General features: G+C 65.0%; 15 protein-coding genes. 9 read left to right on the top strand and 6 right to left on the bottom strand.

What is annotated here, in order from left to right; translation table 11 throughout:
• Positions 1-80: 80 nt before the first annotated feature.
• Both C7411_RS08855 and C7411_RS08850 read right to left on the bottom strand, forming a co-directional pair.
• Positions 81-809 carry a GntR family transcriptional regulator gene (locus tag C7411_RS08855; RefSeq protein ID WP_110383441.1) on the bottom strand — a complete coding sequence of 243 codons (729 nt, stop codon included), beginning with the start codon at positions 807-809 and terminating at the stop codon, positions 81-83.
• Positions 790-1,026, bottom strand: a complete 237-nt coding sequence (locus C7411_RS08850) for a hypothetical protein (protein ID WP_110383440.1) — start codon at positions 1,024-1,026, stop codon at positions 790-792. Before C7411_RS08850 ends, C7411_RS08855 begins: the two co-directional genes overlap by 20 nt.
• 558 nt (positions 1,027-1,584) lie before the next feature.
• On the opposite strand from C7411_RS08850, the gene C7411_RS08845 reads away from it, so the two are divergent.
• Positions 1,585-2,034: a DUF2917 domain-containing protein gene (locus tag C7411_RS08845; protein WP_110383439.1), complete on the top strand. Its 450-nt coding sequence runs from the start codon at positions 1,585-1,587 to the stop codon at positions 2,032-2,034.
• Between the two features lie 126 nt (positions 2,035-2,160).
• Here C7411_RS08845 and C7411_RS08840 read toward each other — a convergent pair whose 3' ends face one another.
• On the bottom strand, positions 2,161-3,324 hold the full coding sequence (locus tag C7411_RS08840) for a porin (protein ID WP_110383438.1): 1,164 nt from the start codon (positions 3,322-3,324) through the stop codon (positions 2,161-2,163).
• Positions 3,325-3,950: 626 nt separating this feature from the next.
• Between C7411_RS08840 and mprF the strand changes: the two genes are divergently transcribed.
• Both mprF and C7411_RS08830 read left to right on the top strand, forming a co-directional pair.
• A complete protein-coding gene (gene mprF, locus C7411_RS08835; protein WP_110383437.1) occupies positions 3,951-6,560 on the top strand; it encodes a bifunctional lysylphosphatidylglycerol flippase/synthetase MprF in 2,610 nt (869 codons plus the stop codon).
• A complete protein-coding gene (locus tag C7411_RS08830; protein ID WP_110383436.1) occupies positions 6,557-7,930 on the top strand; it encodes a virulence factor family protein in 1,374 nt (457 codons plus the stop codon). Before mprF ends, C7411_RS08830 begins: the two co-directional genes overlap by 4 nt.
• Before the next feature lie 114 nt (positions 7,931-8,044).
• Here C7411_RS08830 and ahpF read toward each other — a convergent pair whose 3' ends face one another.
• The 3 genes from ahpF to C7411_RS08815 form a co-directional block, all read right to left on the bottom strand.
• Positions 8,045-9,649, bottom strand: a complete 1,605-nt coding sequence (gene ahpF, locus C7411_RS08825) for an alkyl hydroperoxide reductase subunit F (RefSeq protein WP_110383435.1) — start codon at positions 9,647-9,649, stop codon at positions 8,045-8,047.
• 188 nt (positions 9,650-9,837) lie between these two features.
• A complete protein-coding gene (gene ahpC / locus C7411_RS08820; protein WP_042268440.1) occupies positions 9,838-10,401 on the bottom strand; it encodes an alkyl hydroperoxide reductase subunit C in 564 nt (187 codons plus the stop codon).
• 323 nt (positions 10,402-10,724) lie between these two features.
• Positions 10,725-11,633: a LysR family transcriptional regulator gene (locus C7411_RS08815; protein ID WP_110383434.1), complete on the bottom strand. Its 909-nt coding sequence runs from the start codon at positions 11,631-11,633 to the stop codon at positions 10,725-10,727.
• Positions 11,634-11,759: 126 nt separating this feature from the next.
• On the opposite strand from C7411_RS08815, the gene C7411_RS08810 reads away from it, so the two are divergent.
• From C7411_RS08810 to C7411_RS38600, 6 genes are all read left to right on the top strand, one after another.
• The gene (locus C7411_RS08810; protein ID WP_110383433.1) at positions 11,760-12,485 is read left to right on the top strand and encodes a pirin family protein; all 726 of its coding nucleotides are present in this window, start codon (positions 11,760-11,762) and stop codon (positions 12,483-12,485) included.
• 131 nt (positions 12,486-12,616) lie between these two features.
• A complete protein-coding gene (locus C7411_RS08805) occupies positions 12,617-13,030 on the top strand; it encodes a DoxX family protein (RefSeq protein ID WP_042268447.1) in 414 nt (137 codons plus the stop codon).
• A 134-nt stretch (positions 13,031-13,164) separates the two neighbouring features.
• Positions 13,165-14,592: an aspartate aminotransferase family protein gene (locus tag C7411_RS08800; protein WP_110383432.1), complete on the top strand. Its 1,428-nt coding sequence runs from the start codon at positions 13,165-13,167 to the stop codon at positions 14,590-14,592.
• On the top strand, positions 14,589-15,266 hold the full coding sequence (locus C7411_RS08795; protein ID WP_110383431.1) for a GntR family transcriptional regulator: 678 nt from the start codon (positions 14,589-14,591) through the stop codon (positions 15,264-15,266). Before C7411_RS08800 ends, C7411_RS08795 begins: the two co-directional genes overlap by 4 nt.
• Positions 15,267-15,323: 57 nt before the next feature.
• Positions 15,324-15,881 carry an FUSC family protein gene (locus C7411_RS08790; RefSeq protein ID WP_110383430.1) on the top strand — a complete coding sequence of 186 codons (558 nt, stop codon included), beginning with the start codon at positions 15,324-15,326 and terminating at the stop codon, positions 15,879-15,881.
• 265 nt (positions 15,882-16,146) lie between these two features.
• Positions 16,147-16,275 (top strand): hypothetical protein, encoded by a 129-nt coding sequence (locus C7411_RS38600; RefSeq protein ID WP_258365412.1) that lies wholly within the window; start codon positions 16,147-16,149, stop codon positions 16,273-16,275.
• The last annotated feature ends 24 nt before the right edge of the window (positions 16,276-16,299 follow it).

Here is a 16,299-nt window from a genome sequence, read left to right as displayed (position 1 = left end):
TAAGGGACGTAAACGTAAAACGGGAGACCCAAGGTCTCCCGTTTTACGTTGAATGCGCGGCGCCAGCCGCCCCGCCTGTGTCAATCCAGAAAATCGCAGTTCTTCTCGACATAGGCCGCGAGATCGAGCGAATGCTGGCGCACGAGCTTTTCCGCCAGTTCGGTGTCGCGTTTCTCCAGCGCCTCGATAATGCGCAGATGGTCGACGATCGAGCGCGAAGCCCGGTCGCTCTGCGAAATCGTCATGCGGCGAATGGCGCGCACGTGCACGAAGATGTTCTTTATGGTGTCGAGGATGATTTGCGAGCGGGAAAGCTCGACGATCGCCTGGTGGAACGCGATGTTGGCGTCCGAGTACTCGGCGATGTGTTCGGCGGGCGTGCTGTCACGGAAGTCGTCGAACATATGGCGCAGGCGCGCGATTTCCTCGTCGGTGGCGTGGATCGTGGCGAGGCGCGCGGCCATGCTTTCGAGCGCCGCCCACATCTGGATCATCTCCACAATCTCGCGCTTGCTCTTGCGCACGATATAGATGCCGCGGCGCGGCACCATGCGCAGGAAGCCTTCCTGCTCGAGCAGCGTCATGGCCTCGCGCACGGGCGTGCGGCTCACCCCAAGCGATTCGCTCAGCACGCGCTCGTCGAGCCGGATTTCCTCGCGCGATTGGTAGATGTCGGCGTCGGCAATGGCCTGGCGGAGCATGGCGTAAGCCTGATCGCGCAGGCTCAGCGTTGCATTGATGGGCTGCAGCGCCAGCTTGAGCGGCGCCGCTTCCCGGCTTGCTACAACTTCAGTGTGTTCTGACGACATTGATTACCTCTTTTCCGACCTGCGGACGGATTCGCGGACCGAATTGTGCACGACGAACGGCCCTGGCGCGCGGCGCTTCGCCCAAACCAGCGTACCGGCCATGCTGCGCGGCCTGCTCAATGGCAGACTGCGGCAGCCACCTGGCGATCATGACCGTAGCAGCGGCACCCAGACCCACAACCGCCGCACCGAACAGTGCGAGAGAAACGAAATCCATTTGAAGCTCCGCATGATTGAGTAATCGAATAACTCAATCATATGCTGCATCGCGACAAAAAGCAATATTCTGTATGTGATATATCAAATACAGTCGTTTCCACACAACAAGACTTCGGTGCTGCGGGGCTTATCAGGGAGCACTCCCACACTGTGGGCCCGACCGACCGGATTCCATGAAAAACAATCAATGCTAGTGAGAAACCGGTGCTGGCCGCAAGGGCCTGTGCGATCGAAGGGCACGATCGCGCCATGCAAAGGTGCAAATGAGACTGGCACGCAACACAAACTATGACTGCCAATGCCATTTAAGCATTTCAGGTTGACAGGGCTGCAAGGCGCCCCGCACACTCGACCCATGCACACTTTCGCCACCCACCTCGTCATCGCAAACACGATGAATCATCCGTGGAAAACCCATACGGGCAGCCCACGGGGATGGTGTGCGTACTAGCAGTCTGTCATCACGCAAATCACAAGCCCCGCCGGCATCGACGGGGCTTTTTGTTTTTCTGGGTGGCAGCGCTCCGTTCGTCGGCTCCAAAAACTGGAGAAAACGATGGATGACGCTTTTCAGGCAGCCTCGCTGACCGCTTCACAGCCCACTTCACAGCCCACTTCACAACCCGCCCCACAGCCCGCTGCGCACGCCGTTGCGGACGCAACCGCGTGCTTCGACGATCCGTTGCCCGCGCAATCGATCCACTTCGCCGTGCCACCCATGCGCACGCTCACCTGGCGCGTGAATGCGCCAGCCACGCTGCGGGTTCAGGTGGCCCAGGTGTGGGTCACGCGCGCCCGCTCGCCGTACGACCACTGGCTGCAACCGGGCGAGACGCTTCGGCTCGAGCGTGGCGAGCGCATCTGGCTCAGCACCGAGACCGCCTTGCCGGCACGCGTGAGCGTCACGAGCGCATGGCAGCCGCCGTTTGCGGGCGTGCGGCGCGGCATGGAGCGCCTCGCCGCCTGGCTCGCGTTGCTCACGCTCCGGCGTTCGCGCGAGGCGTGACGCGCGACGCCCCGGCGCTTGACGCGCTTTGAGCCGAAGCCCGAGCCGCAAACGCCAAAACGCCGGATGCGCCGCCCAAGTGGCGCATCCGGCGTCGTAAATCGAGGCGCGCAACGGGACGCGAATTCAGAACTTGTGCCGCAGCCCGAGGTTCACGATGGTCTGGTTCGACGTGCCCGCGTAACCATACGAGCCGATCGACGCCTCGGCCGGCATCGAGCCGCCTGTGCCGTTGCCGGTGTCGCCGCTCGCGTGCTGCCAGGCCGCCGTCATGTAAAGGTCCGTGCGCTTCGAGAGGCTGTAATCCGCGCCGAGCGACACCTGGTTGTAATTCGCCGACGTGTCGCCATTGGCGTGCGTGTAGCTGTAGCCAATGCCGAGCAGCAGCGAGGGGCTCAGCTGATAGTTCATGAAGCCCTGGCCGGTGTTGTACTTTTGCGTTTCGCGGAACACCGAACTCGCGTCCGGCGAGTAGCGCGCATTGCTGTAGCCGAGGCCGAAGGTGAACTGGCCGAGCTGGTACTGCGCCGCCGCGCGCGCGATGGTGAGCGAGTGCGCCGTGGCGTAGCCGGCGTTGATCGGGCCGTCGAAGGTGCCGTCCGAGGTGCTCGTCCAGCCGTCGGTGCGAATGCCGTTCACGGCCTGGCTGTTGGTCGCGTAGAAGTAGCCGCCAGCCAGCGCGAGCGGACCGTTGGTGTAGTTGACCGCCGCCGAGTACGACTGTTCGGCGCCAGTCGAGCCCGCAATACCGCCAAACGAATACATCGCCGCGACCTGCAGGCCGCTCCACACCGGCGTGGTGTACTTGACGGCGTTGTTCACGCGGAAGCTGTTGTCGTAGTTATCGACGTCGCCCGGCGTTGCGAACACGGAGCCGAAATAGTTGTCCGCCGTGATGCCCTGCACGAGGTCGATGAGCGGGTCATACTGCCGTCCGAGCGTAAGCGACCCGTACTGCTCGGCCGTCAAGCCCACGTAGGCCTGTCGGCCGAACAGCCTGCCGCCCTGCGCGAGCGCGCCCGTGGACGGGTTGAAGCCGTTTTCCAGCTGGAAGATCGCCTTGAGGCCGCCGCCGAGATCTTCGGCGCCTTTCAAACCCCATCGCGAGCCGGAAAGATTGCCGAAGCTGCTGTTGCCGAGCGTCCAGAGGTTCTTGCTGCCGTCGGCGTGGTTGACGTAGGTGATCGAGGTGTCGATCGTGCCGTACAGCGTCACGCTGGTCTGTGCGTCTGCCGTGCCAGCCACCCCGAGCGCGGCAAGCGAAAGGGAAGTCAAGGCTAGTCTTTTCACGTTATTCTCCCGGCACAGTAAAACAACTCTTGACCAAAGCAGACTAACTCGCCCGTCGAGCATTGTAAAAGGATTAAACAGGCTGTCTCGAATTAGTGACAGCGATTTCAGGAAGCGCCCCGCTAACTGCCGAAACATTATCTCCGGCGGCGCAACAATACGCAGGGCAACTGCCTGCGACGCCCGCCACGCAAGGCTTGTGGCGGACTTCTCCGATCGGCGCGCGTTTCAGCATGCGATACGCGTCCGCCCATTACTCATAACTTGACGATTGCCTTGCCGTTCAATTTTCCTGCTAATCGAGCTTTGCAAACATGGATTCCCAAACAGTCATTCCCCAATTGAATCCGCTAGTTGCGATGCGTCATCGCGCCGAATCGATCCGCACCCAATAGCGGTTTCTTGCACCGGGGCGTCAACCGGCGGCTAGTCCTATGCGTTTGCTGAGCTTAACCAGTCCTTTCCAAACGATTACGATTCGGCGCGAATTTCCGGTTCGCGCGCAAGGTGCGCGAGAACCGGCCTCGAAAGAACGTAAGCGCAAAACGCGAATAAACGCGATGTCCCAGCCGGGGAAGCTGTAACAGTCGATACGGCGACATCGCAGAGAGCCACCAGACCGATCCATGTCTCAATCGCATTCTTCGCGCGCGGCGCGCGCCCTCGGGGCGCTGCGCCGCCGTGCCGACGCCCTGCAGCTGCAGCGCTTTATCGCGCCGGTGTTCGCGCTCGGCATCTGCGCGCTGCTGCTGGTCGTGTTCCAGCACCTCTCGCGCACGGTCGACTACCACTCGGTGATCCGCCAGCTCTGGACGCTCACGCCCGCGCAATGGGTCGGCGCGCTCGCCGCCACGGCCGTGAGCTTCGTCGCGCTGGTCGGACGCGACGCGGTGGGCCTGCGCTACCTGGGGGCGCGCGTCTCGCGCGGCGCGCTGTGGGCCGGCGCGATCGCCGGCTCGGCGCTCGGCAACGTCACCGGCTTCGGCGCGCTCACGGGCGGCGCTGTGCGCTGCCGCGTGTATGGCAGCGCGGGCGTCACCGCCGCGCAGATCGGCCGCATGACGGTGTTCACGAGCGTCACACTCGCCCTCGCGCTCGTGCTCATGACCGCGCTCGGCATGGTGGGCGCCGCCGGCACGCTCTCCGGCCTGCTCCATCTCGCGCCCGACGAGCTGCGCCTGATCGGCGGCGTGGTGCTGGGCTGCGGCGCGGTGATGGTCATCCTTTGCCCTGCAAGCGCGCGAGAGATCGAGCCGTTCGGCCGCGCGTGGCTGCGCTTTTCGGTGCCGGCGCGGCGCGACCTCGTCGCACAGTTGCTGCTGGCCGCGCTCGACGTGGTCGGCGCCGGGCTCGCGCTCTGGTCGGTCATGCCGCATGCGCTCCTCGGCTTCACCGACTTCCTCACCGTCTATTGCGCCGCCATGCTGCTCGGCCTGATCGGCCACACGCCCGGCGGCATTGGCGTGTTCGAAGCCGCGATGGTTTACGCGCTCGGCCCGAGCGTGCCCACCTCCAAGGTGCTTGCCGCGCTGCTCGCCTATCGCGCGATCTATTTCGGCGCGCCGCTCGCACTCGCCGCGGCCGTGCTCACCGTGTTCGAGGGCCGCGCGCTCAAGACACCGCTCGGCGCCCGCTTTGCCAGGCGCGGCGCCGACGGCGTCTCGCAACTCGCGCCGCTCTTCCTCGCCATCGTGACGTTCGTGACCGGCAGCATGCTCGTGATCTCAGGCGCCACGCCCGCGTTCACCCAGCGCATTGCGCTGCTGCAAACCGTCGTGCCGCTCTGGGTGCTCGAAAGCTCGCAGCTGATGGGCAGCCTCTTCGGCGTGTTGCTCCTCTTCATTGCGCGCGGTCTGCTGCGGCGCCTGGACGCCGCCTGGTGGCTCGCGCTCGTGATCGCCGTGGCCAACCTCGCGCTCTCGCTCGCCAAGGGACTCGCCTTCGTCGAAGCGGGCGTCCTGTGCGTGCTGATCGTGCTGCTCCTCGGCACGCGCAAGCGCTTCAATCGCCACTCGTCGATGTTCAGCGAACGCTTCACGCCGGCCTGGCTCGCCTCGGTCGGCTGCGTGATCGCGCTCGCCGTTTGGGTGCTGCTGTTCGCGTTCCGCGACGTGCAGTATTCGCAAAGCCTCTGGTGGCAATTCGCCTTCCACAGCCGCGCCCCGCGCGCACTGCGCGCCACGCTCGGCGCCGGCGTGTTCGCCGCTGCGCTCGCGCTGTGGCAATTGCTGCGCCCCGCCGCGGGCCGCTTCGTGATGCCCCCGAGCGAAGACCTCGAAGAGGCCGCGCGTATCGTGCGCGCGCAGGAGCGCAGCGACGCGGGCCTCGCGCTGATGGGCGACAAGAGCTTTCTCTTCTCCGCCTCGCGCAAGGCTTTCCTGATGTACGCGAAGCGCGGCCGCACGTGGGCGGCGCTGCACGATCCGGTCGGCCCGCGCGAAGAGTGGCCCGCGCTGATCCGCGAATTCGTCACGCTCGCGCACGCGCACAACGGCCGCGCGGCGTTCTACCAGGTACGCGCCGACGCGCTGCCGCTCTATCTCGATGCCGGCCTCACGCTGATGAAGCTCGGCGAGGAGGCGCGCGTGATGCTGCAGGAATTCGACCTCAAAGGTCCGCAGCGCGCGCATCTGCGCTACGCGCTCAAGCGCGGCGAACGCGACGGCTTTTCGATCGAACATATCGAGCCCACGCAGATGGGCGCGAGCCTGCCGGTGCTGCGCGCGATCTCCGACGCCTGGCTGCAGGACCGCGAAGCGCGCGAAAAGAGCTTCTCGGTGGCCGCGTTCGACGACGACTATCTCGCCGCGCAGTCCGTGTTGCTGATCCGCCAGAACGGCGAGCCGCTCGCCTTCGTCACCTTCATGACGACTGATCTGAACACCGACGCAACGGTGGGCGTCATGCGCCATTTGCCGGGCGCCTCGCCGTACGCGATGGAGTATCTGTTCACGCAGCTCGCGCTGCATCTGAAGGCCGCCGGCTACCAGTCGCTCTCGCTCGGCATGGCGCCGCTCTCGGGCATGGGTCCCTCGCCGCTCGCTTCGTCGTGGCACCGGCTCGCGGGCTTCATTTGGCGCTTCGGCGGCCGTTTCTACAACTTCCGCGGGCTGCGCGGCTTCAAGAACAAGTTCGCGCCGCGTTGGGAACCACGCTATCTGGCCGCCTCGGGCTCGATCAGCGTGTTCATCACCCTCGCCGATCTATCGCTGCTGGCAGGAGGCTGGCGCTCATGACATTCCGTTTTCCCAGGCTGCCGCGCATTGCAGGCACGGCAGCGGGCGCCGCTGTGCTCGCGATTTTCACGGCTCACGCCAACGCGGCTTCGACGCCCGCCTCGACGCCCGCTTCCGCCGGGACGATGCACGTTTCCGGCGGCCGTTACGGCGAAGTCGCGGTGACGAAACCGGCCGGCGCGATGCGCGGCTTCACCGTGCTGTTCTCGGCGGCGCCGCACTGGAGCGCCGCCGACCAGGCACGCGCCGACGCGCTCGCGCAGCATGGCGCGCTCGTCGTGGGTGTCGACACGGAGCGCTATGCGCAGAACCTCGCCGCCGTGAAGAACGAGACCTGCCACAAGCTCTACAGCGACGCAGAAGCGCTGAGCCACCAGCTCGAACGCCAGCAGGGCGCGAGCGAGTACTACGCGCCGATCGCCATCGGCAGCGGCGAAGGCGCGCTCATCGCGCAGCGCATGCTCTCGCAGGCGCCCGCGAACACGATGGCGGGCGCCGTGTCGCTCGATCCGGCCGCGGAACTCGACGCGCGCTTCGCACCCTGCCCGGCCGACCCCACGCTCTCGCGCGGCAACGGCTTGCCCGGTTTCTTCGAGCAGGGCGTGACGACAAAAGATGCACGCGCAAGCCGTTCTGGCACACCGCGCGCCTTCGACTCCGGCGTTGCCGACGCCGACAAGATCGTTGCGCTCACATCGAATCACCTGCGCGTCGTGACGGAAAGCGAAGAGGACGTGTCGGACCTGCCGCTCGTCGAACTGCCCGCGGCACACCCCACCGACATGCTCGCGGTGGTGATCTCGGGCGACGGCGGCTGGCGCGATCTCGACAAGACGATTGCCGAAGCGCTGCAAAAGCAGGGCGTTTCGGTGATCGGCTGGGACGCGCTGCGCTACTTCTGGAGCGAAAAGACACCCGGGCAAACGAGCCACGATCTCGCCCGCGTGCTGAAGACCTACGGCTCGCGCTGGCATGCGCAGCACATCGCGCTCGTGGGCTACTCGTTCGGCGCGGACGTGATGCCGTTCGCCTACAACCGTCTGCCCGACGCATTGCGCGCGAAGGTGTCGTACATGTCGCTGCTCGGCTTCGCGCCGGACGCCGACTTCCAGATCCGCGTGACGGGCTGGCTCGGCATGCCCGCCAGCGACAAGGCACTGCAGGTGCGCCCGGAACTCGCGAAGGTGCCCCCCTCGATCGTGCAATGCGTGTACGGCGCGGGCGAGAAAGACACCTTGTGCCCGGCGCTCGTGAATACCGGCGTCGACGTCGTCAAGACGAGCGGCGATCACCACTTCGACGGCGACTACAACGCGCTCGCAGGCAAGATCATTGCAGGGTGGAAGAAGGAGATCGCGGCGCGGGGGTGAGGGCGCGAGTCGTATGGCAGCCCGCTCGTCCAGGACTGAACCGTCTCATCTTGCGCACCCGTAAAAAAACGCCGGCGTAAGCCGGCGCAAAGAGAGACTGCTCTAAACCTTCGCTCAGGCGACCACAGGCGCCGCCGCCTTCGCGTCCTCTTCCTGCTCCACCGAGGAGCGGATCAGGTAATCGAATGCGCCGAGCGATGCCTTCGCACCTTCGCCCACGGCGATCACAATCTGCTTGAACGGCACGGTCGTCACGTCGCCCGCGGCGAACACGCCCGGCACCGACGTCTGACCCTTCGCGTCCACTTCGATCTCGCCGTGCTTCGACAGCGCCACCGTACCTTTGAGGAACTCGCTGTTCGGCACGAGACCGATCTGCACGAACACGCCTTCGAGTTCGAGATGATGCTTCTCGCCCGACGTACGTTCGAGCCAGGCGAGACCGGTGACCTTCTGGCCGTCGCCGGAGATCTCCGTGGTTTGCGCGTTCACGTGCACCGTGACGTTCGGCAGGCTGCGCAGCTTGCGTTGCAGCACTTCGTCCGCACGCAGTTGCGCGCCGAATTCGAGCAGCGTGACATGGCTCACGATACCGGCCAGGTCGATCGCCGCTTCCACGCCCGAGTTGCCGCCGCCGATCACCGCCACGCGCTTGCCCTTGAAGAGCGGGCCATCGCAGTGCGGGCAGTAGGCGACGCCCTTGTTCTTGTACTGCTGCTCACCCGGCACATCGACGTTACGCCAGCGCGCACCCGTTGCGAGCACGACACTCTTCGCGCGCAGCGTCGCGCCGCTTTGCGTGCGCACTTCGAAGCCGTTGCCCGTGGGCACGAGCGCTTCGGCGCGCTGCAGATTCATGATGTCGACGTCATAGGCACGCACGTGCTGCTCCAGCGCCGCGGCGAACTTCGGCCCTTCCGTTTCCGTGACCGAGACGAAGTTCTCGATCGCCATCGTGTCGAGCACCTGGCCGCCGAAGCGCTCGGCGAGCACGCCGGTGCGAATGCCCTTGCGCGCCGCGTAAATCGCAGCCGCAGCGCCCGCGGGGCCGCCGCCGACGATGAGCATGTCGAAAACATCCTTCTGGTTCAGCTTCCCGGCGGCACGCGACGATGCGCCGGTATCGAGCTTCGCGAGAATCTCTTCGACGCCCATGCGGCCCTGGCCGAACACTTCGCCGTTCAGGTAGATGGTCGGCACAGCCATGATCTGGCGCTTCTCGACTTCGTCCTGATAGAGCGCGCCGTCGATGGTGACGATCTGCACGTTCGGGTTGAGCGTAGCCATCGCGTTGATCGACTGCACGACTTCCGGGCAGTTCTGGCACGACAGCGACATATAGACTTCGAACGAGAACGCGCCGTCGAGCGCCTTCACCTGTTCGATCGTGTCGTCCTCGAGCTTGACCGGATGGCCGCCCACCTGGAGCAGCGCCAGCACGAGCGACGTGAATTCGTGGCCCATCGGAATGCCCGCGAACGTGACCTTCACGTCGGAGTTCGCACGCTTGATGTCGAACGAGGGGGTACGCGCGTCGCCGGCTGCGGCGCCACGGCGTTCTTCGTAGGAAATGCGATCCGAGAGCGATGCGATGTCCTGCAGCAGTTGCTGCAGTTCTTGCGACTTCTCGCCTTCGTCCAGGTACGCAACGATCTCGATCGACTGCGTGACTTTTTCGAGGTAGCTTTTGAGTTGATCTTTGAGGTTGGCGTCGAGCATGGCTTTTTTTCCGGCTAAAGAAGAAGCGGGGGAATTCTAAGTATTGCCTGGCAATTTCGCCGTTCCGCTTATGGCTTGACGAGGCGAACAGGGTTCCCGGGCCGCAGCCGCGTGGGCACGGCCCGGGGATGCTGCGAATCAGACCTGGGCGTCATGCGATCGCGGCGATCGCATGGATACAGCGACGCTTAGATCTTGCCGACGAGGTCGAGCGACGGCTTGAGCGTTTCAGCGCCCGGCGTCCACTTGGCGGGGCAAACTTCACCCGGGTGAGCGGCGACGTACTGAGCCGCCTGCACCTTGCGCAGCAGTTCCTTGGCGTCACGGCCGATACCGTTGTCGTGGATTTCGCACAGCTTGATCTCGCCTTCCGGGTTGATCACGAACGTGCCGCGCAGTGCCAGGCCTTCCTCTTCGATCATCACGTCGAAGTTGCGCGTGATTGCGCCCGTCGGGTCGCCGACCAGCGGGTACTGGATCTTGGCGATCGTGTCCGACGTGTCGTGCCATGCCTTGTGCGTGAAGTGCGTGTCGGTCGACACACCGTAGATTTCGACGCCCAGCTTCTGGAATTCTGCGTAATGGTCAGCCAGGTCGCCGAGTTCCGTCGGGCACACGAAAGTGAAGTCGGCCGGGTAGAACACGACAACCGACCACTTGCCCTTGAGGTTTTCTTCAGAGACCGGGACGAACTTACCGTTGTGGTATGCGGTTGCCTTGAACGGCTTGACTTGCGTGTTGATGAGAGACATGCGTTGTTTCCTCGCTCTGGGTTGGGAAAAGGTATGGACGAAGGTTACGGGAACCGCGTCCGTTTGAAAAATTGGTTGCTTTGATCGCTGGTATTAACCCTGCCTATCGGGCCCCATAGCCTTCCTCGAAGCCCGCCAGCAAAGGGATCGGCGCCCGCATCACGCGGCCCGAGCAACCCTCGGGGCGGTGAGCATACAACGAAACTGCGACAATGCGCCTCACATGCGGCCCTTTCGTGGTGCGTGCGGTGATGCCTGCGCAAGGCTTTGGCTCCTGGATGCAGGCGCAACGGCCTTTCTGCAAGGAACGCAGGCTTACCGCGTCAAAGCGCTCCGCCACGCGCAGTTGCCGCACGCGCCGCAAGCCGCTCGCGCAGGTATTGCGTGAATGCGCGGATCGTCACGGAAGCTTCACGATGCTGCGGGTACAGCGCATGCAGCGCGTTGGGCGGCGGCATGAACGGCTCGAGCACCTCGACGAGCAGTCCCGCATCAACCGATCCTGCCACGATGAAGTCCGGCAGATAGCAGATGCCGAGCCCGGCAATGGCTGCGTCGCGGATCACTTCGCCGTTGTTCGCGCGTAGCGGCCCGTGCACGTCGAAAGGCGTGCGCACGCCGTCGACGATGAATTCCCACGGCGCCCGGCCCTGCTGTCCGTACGGCAGGCAGGCGTGCTGCGCGAGATCGGCGGGCGTTTGCGGCGCGCGGCGGCGCCGCCGGTAGCCGGGGCTGCAGCAGGCGATCATGCGCACGTCGATCAGCTTTTGCGCGACCAGCGTGGAATCGGCCAGCCGGCCAATGCGCAACGCCATGTCGAAACCCTCTCCGATCACGTCGACGGTGCGGTCGCTCAGGTCCATGTCGAAGCGCACGTCTGGATGCTCGCGCAGAAATTCGGCGACGAGCGGCGAAAGGTGCGCCATGCCGAACGACATCGGCGCGCTCACTTTCAGGAGGCCGCGCGGCTCGCTGCGCCGGTCCGACATGGCCTGCTCGGCTTCGGCCACGTCCGCAAGGATGCGTTTCGCGCGCTCGTAGAAGTCCTGCCCGAGGTCCGTGACCGCCAGCTTGCGCGTGTTGCGCACGAGCAGGCGGGCGCCCAGATCCGCCTCCAGCGCCGCCACGCGCCGGCTCACGAACTGCTTGGAAAGCCGCAGCCGGTGAGCCGCCGCCGTGAAATTGCCCGCATCCACGGTGTTCACGAAGATCCGCATGTCGTCGAGTTGCATTGCTATTGTCCACTTCAATGTGACGGTGAGTCGTATTTTACGGCGATTCGATTCGATTTGATTGACCTAGAATTCTTCCATCGCAACAGTCAACCGAATCGAAACGATTCACACGGAGAGACGAAAATGATCGAACTTCGCAAGGCAGACCAACGCGGCCGCGGCGAACATGGCTGGCTCAGCTCGCGTCACACGTTTTCGTTTGCCAACTACTACGATCCGAAGCAAGTGGGCTTTTCGGACCTGCTCGTGATCAACGACGACCGCGTGGCCCCGGCGCGCGGCTTCGGCAAGCACCCGCACCGCGACATGGAAATCTTCTCGTACGTGCTGGAAGGCGCGCTCGAGCACAAGGACTCGATGGGCACGGGCTCGGTGATCGTCCCCGGCGACGTGCAGCTGATGAGCGCCGGCACCGGCGTCGCGCACAGCGAGTTCAACCACTCGGCCGACGAAGGGGTGCACTTCCTGCAGATCTGGATTGCACCGAACGTGAAGGGCGCGCAGCCGCGCTACCAGCAGAAGCACATCGCCGATGAGGAAAAGCGCGGCAAGTTCCGCCTGATCCTTTCGCCGGACGGCGCCGAAGACTCCCTGCTGCTGCGCCAGGACGCACGCGTGTATGCGGGACGCCTCGACGGCCCGGAAACGGCGAAGGTCGAAGTGGGCGCCGACCGCTACGCCTACGTTCATGTGGCGCGCGGCAGCGTGACCCTGAACGGCGTGGAACTCGGCGAAGGCGACGGCGCGCGCATCCGCTCCGAGCGCGAGCTGAGCTTCAGCGACGGACACGATGCAGAGGTCCTGGTGTTCGATCTGCGTAATATCGAAGTGCCGGAGCTTTGGTCTTGACTTCGGCGTTGCGCCTGAGGTGATGCCGGCGCAGCCGGCACGCGGCGGCCCGCCCACTGAAAGCGGGCCGCCGTCCGGCAAAGCGCGAACTGACACGTAGTGAACTGCTTAAAACTTCTTCGGAGAAAACCATGCGATACAACCTGTTCGGGCCGGGCAACGACGTCGTGCTGCTGGTCTCGCGCATCCTGCTGACTTCCCTGTTCATCCTCTTCGGCTGGTCCAAGATCACGGGCTTTTCGGGCACTGTCGACTACATGGCGCACGTGGGCGCGCCCGTGCCGATGCTGTCGGCTGTCATCGCCGTAATCATGGAGTTCGCGGTAGGCATTCTGCTGCTGGTGGGGTTCTATACGCGGCCGCTCGCCGTGCTGCTCGCGATCTACACCGTTGCGACGGCGTTCATCGGCCATCACTTCTGGACCATGACCGGCGCCGATCAAATGGCGAACATGATCAACTTCTACAAGAACATCAGCATCGCCGGCGGCTTGCTCGCACTCGCGGTGACGGGTCCGGGAGCGATCTCGATCGACAGGAAGTAACGCACGGTTTTGATTGACTGCAAAAAGGCGCGATGCTGGATAGCATCGCGCCTTTTTGTGTCCCTGAATATTTGATCAAATTTACTTCACCATTCGCTCATGCGAAGATTTGATCAAATCTCAAGGAGACACACATGCAAACCCGGCAAGGGGTGAACTGGGAACGCGCGCAGCGCGTCCTCGCCCGCGAACGCGAAGCCTTCATCGCCGCGCGCCCGAAGTCGCAGGCCTTGTCCGCGCAGGCTGCCCGGCATCTGCTGTTCGGCGTGCCGCTGCACTGGATGAACGACTGGTCCACGCCCTTCTCGCTGTATGTGGATACCGCGCGCGGCGCTGGCTTCACCGACGTGGACGGCCACCGCTACGCCGACTTCTGCCTGGGCGACACGGGCGCGATGTTCGGCCATGCGCCGCAGCCCGTGGCGCGCGCGCTCGCGGCCCAGGCCCAGCGCGGCTTCACGACCATGCTGCCAGGCGAAGACGCCGTAGCCGTGGCCGAAGCGCTTGCCGGGCGCTTCGGCCTGCCCTTCTGGCAGTTCGCGATGACCGCGAGCGACGCCAACCGCTTCGCCGTACGCTGGGCCCGCGCGGCCACGCGCCGGCGCACGATACTCGTGTTCAACGGCTGCTATCACGGCACCATCGACGACGTTTTCGTCGATCTCGTCGATGGCCAGCCCACGCAGCGCGCAAGCCTGCTCGGCCAGGTTCACGACCTGCTGCCAACCACGCGCGTGGTCGAGTTCAACGATCTCGAAGCGCTCGCGCGCGCACTCGCCGACAACGACGTGGCCTGCGTGCTCGCCGAGCCCGCCATGACGAACGTGGGCATGGTGCTGCCCGAACCCGGCTTCTGGCGCGAGGCACAGGCGCTCATGAAACGGCACGGCACGCTGCTATTGATCGACGAAACGCACACGATCAGCAGCGGGCCGCGCGGCTACGCGCGCGAGCATGGCATCGAGCCCGACCTCTTCGTGCTCGGCAAGCCGGTGGGCGGCGGCGTGCCGTGCGCTGTCTACGGCTTTTCGGCCGGATTCGCCGCACGTGCGCAGCAGGCGAAACTCGACGCGCCGCCGGGCCATTCGGGCATCGGCACGACGCTCACGGCGAACGCGCTTTCAATGAGCGCAATGCGCGCGACGCTCGGCGAAGTCATGACCGAAGCCGCCTATGCGCATATGTTCGCGTTGGCCGAACGGCTCGCCAACGGCGTCGCGGCAACGATCTCGCGCCATGCGTTGCCGTGGTGCGTGACACGCGTGGGCGCACGCACCGAGTTCCAGTTCTGCGCCACGCCGCCGCGCAACGGCAGCGAGGCGCGCGCCGTCATGGATGACGAACTCGAACACCTGCTGCACCTCTATCTGCTCAATCGCGGCGTGCTCATCACACCGTTCCACAACATGATGCTCGTGTGCCCGGACACGACCGAGGCCGACGTCGACCGTCTGCTCGCCGCATTCGACGCCTGCCTGAGCGAACTAAGCGAACTGGGCGAACTGGGCGAACTGGGCGAACTGGGCGAACTGGGCGAACAGGGCGAGCTGAACGGACGATGAAAACACGCGCGCATCAATCGCTGCAGGACGAGACGTACGCCACACTGCGCCGCTGGCTGAGCCTCGGCCGCTTCTTGCCCGGCGAGCGTTTGCGCATTCGCGCGCTCGCTGAGCAATTGCGCGTGGGCGAGATGCCGGTGCGCGCGGCGCTCGTGCGCCTGGCCGGCGAGTCTGCACTCGTGAACCTGCCTAACCGCGGGGTGGTGGTACCGCAGCTCACGCGCGCGCAGTTCGACGACGTGCTCAACGTACGCGTGATGCTCGAAGGCGAAGCGGTGTTTCTCGCCACCACGCGTCTGACCGCCAGCGACATCGCGCAACTCGACGCCCTATGCGCACAGATGGCCGAAGCGCTGGAGCAGAACAAGCGCGCGTGCTATCTCGACACCAACGAAGACTTCCACCTCACGCTCTATCGCGCAAGCGGCTCGCCGCTGCTCGTGGATCTGATCGAAACGGTGTGGCTCCAGGTCGGGCCGATCTCGAACCTGCTGTTCGACGACCCCGGCTTTGCGCGCACGCTCAACGATGCACACGAAGGCCTGATGCGGCGGCTAAAGCGCCGCGACGCGCAAGGCGCGCGGCGCGCCGTCGAGCGCGATCTGCGCCACGCGGCGAAGCCGTTGCGCATGCATTGCCTGTCCAGCGATGAGCACACGGCAGACACGGCTTGATATGCTTCGCTGCGCACCTGCCTGCCCTCACGTTCTCCCTTTGACCCATTACGCGCGATGCACGATCCACAAGACAACCTCTACGCGTACCTCACTTCGCTCCAGCAATCGGCGCTGAGCGCGCTCAAGCGCCTGCCGCTCAGGAGCCGCGCCGCGCAAGGCACGCTCATGGCGCTGCGCGCCGTGTGCGCGGCGGGTCTTGCGTACAGCATCGGCCGCGCGCTCCACACCGAACAGGCGTTCTGGGCCGCGATCACGGCGATCGCCGTCACCCAGCACGACTACGCCGATACGCTTGCGCAGTCGCGCGACCAGTTCATCGGCGCGATTGCGGGCGGCGCGGTGGGCCTCGCAACGGCTGCGTTCGGCCCGGAGAATCTCGCGGCCTACCTCGTAGCGGTGAGCGTGGTGATCATCGGCTGCTGGTGTCTGAGCGTGAGCACCGCCGCGCGGCTGGGCGCGATCACCACCACCATCGTGCTTCTCGTACCCTTGAACGGGCCAGTGTGGGACGTTGCGCTCTTTCGCGTGGCGCAGGTCGCCATCGGCATGGCCTGCGCGGTGCCGGTCAGCTGGCTGTTTTCGTATATCGAGCAGCGCTGGCTGCATGCGTGAGCGCCGTCTCTCAACGCACGCGAAATAATCCATCTCCAGCCGCTCAGGAATCTGGCCCGCGTAAGCGGCGATAATCCATACCGCCGTGCGGCCAGGTTGCCGGAGGCAAAATCTGCGGCGCGTGCGCGCAGACGCCGCGCAAATGCCCCCGTCGATGGGAAATCGTGCGAAACTCCCCCGCCGCGCTCCGCCGACGCCATGCGAAACATGGCGACATGACGGGGCGCAATCGAGAACGCAACCCACGCCGCCGCAATTTCACCCTATGAACACCACCACCCGCCCCGCCGCTTCGAACGCCAAGTCCCGCAAGTCCATCACGCTCCTGCAAATGCTCGCGCTGATCGGCGCTGGCGGCATCGCGGCCTCGCTGCTGTTCCGCTACTTCCTGTGAGCGAAGCGCGTCCGGGGAATCAAG

The sequence above is a fragment of the Paraburkholderia silvatlantica genome, assembly GCF_003096715.1.
In the GTDB taxonomy this organism is placed as follows: Bacteria; Pseudomonadota; Gammaproteobacteria; order Burkholderiales; family Burkholderiaceae; genus Paraburkholderia; species Paraburkholderia silvatlantica.
This window is presented reverse-complemented; position numbering and strand designations above follow the sequence as displayed.

Excerpts from the sequence above, each read along its gene's own strand:
- C7411_RS08850 (WP_110383440.1), bottom strand. The coding sequence starts at position 1,026 with ATGGATTTCGTTTCTCTCGCACTGTTCGGTGCGGCGGTTGTGGGTCTG.
- C7411_RS08855 (WP_110383441.1), bottom strand. The coding sequence starts at position 809 with ATGTCGTCAGAACACACTGAAGTTGTAGCAAGCCGGGAAGCGGCGCCG.
- C7411_RS08805 (WP_042268447.1), top strand. The coding sequence starts at position 12,617 with ATGCGATACAACCTGTTCGGGCCGGGCAACGACGTCGTGCTGCTGGTC.
- C7411_RS08815 (WP_110383434.1), bottom strand. The coding sequence starts at position 11,633 with ATGCAACTCGACGACATGCGGATCTTCGTGAACACCGTGGATGCGGGC.
- C7411_RS08830 (WP_110383436.1), top strand. The coding sequence starts at position 6,557 with ATGACATTCCGTTTTCCCAGGCTGCCGCGCATTGCAGGCACGGCAGCG.
- ahpF (WP_110383435.1), bottom strand. The coding sequence starts at position 9,649 with ATGCTCGACGCCAACCTCAAAGATCAACTCAAAAGCTACCTCGAAAAA.
- ahpC (WP_042268440.1), bottom strand. The coding sequence starts at position 10,401 with ATGTCTCTCATCAACACGCAAGTCAAGCCGTTCAAGGCAACCGCATAC.
- C7411_RS38600 (WP_258365412.1), top strand. The coding sequence starts at position 16,147 with ATGAACACCACCACCCGCCCCGCCGCTTCGAACGCCAAGTCCCGCAAG.
- mprF (WP_110383437.1), top strand. The coding sequence starts at position 3,951 with ATGTCTCAATCGCATTCTTCGCGCGCGGCGCGCGCCCTCGGGGCGCTG.
- C7411_RS08810 (WP_110383433.1), top strand. The coding sequence starts at position 11,760 with ATGATCGAACTTCGCAAGGCAGACCAACGCGGCCGCGGCGAACATGGC.
- C7411_RS08790 (WP_110383430.1), top strand. The coding sequence starts at position 15,324 with ATGCACGATCCACAAGACAACCTCTACGCGTACCTCACTTCGCTCCAG.
- C7411_RS08795 (WP_110383431.1), top strand. The coding sequence starts at position 14,589 with ATGAAAACACGCGCGCATCAATCGCTGCAGGACGAGACGTACGCCACA.
- C7411_RS08845 (WP_110383439.1), top strand. The coding sequence starts at position 1,585 with ATGGATGACGCTTTTCAGGCAGCCTCGCTGACCGCTTCACAGCCCACT.
- C7411_RS08800 (WP_110383432.1), top strand. The coding sequence starts at position 13,165 with ATGCAAACCCGGCAAGGGGTGAACTGGGAACGCGCGCAGCGCGTCCTC.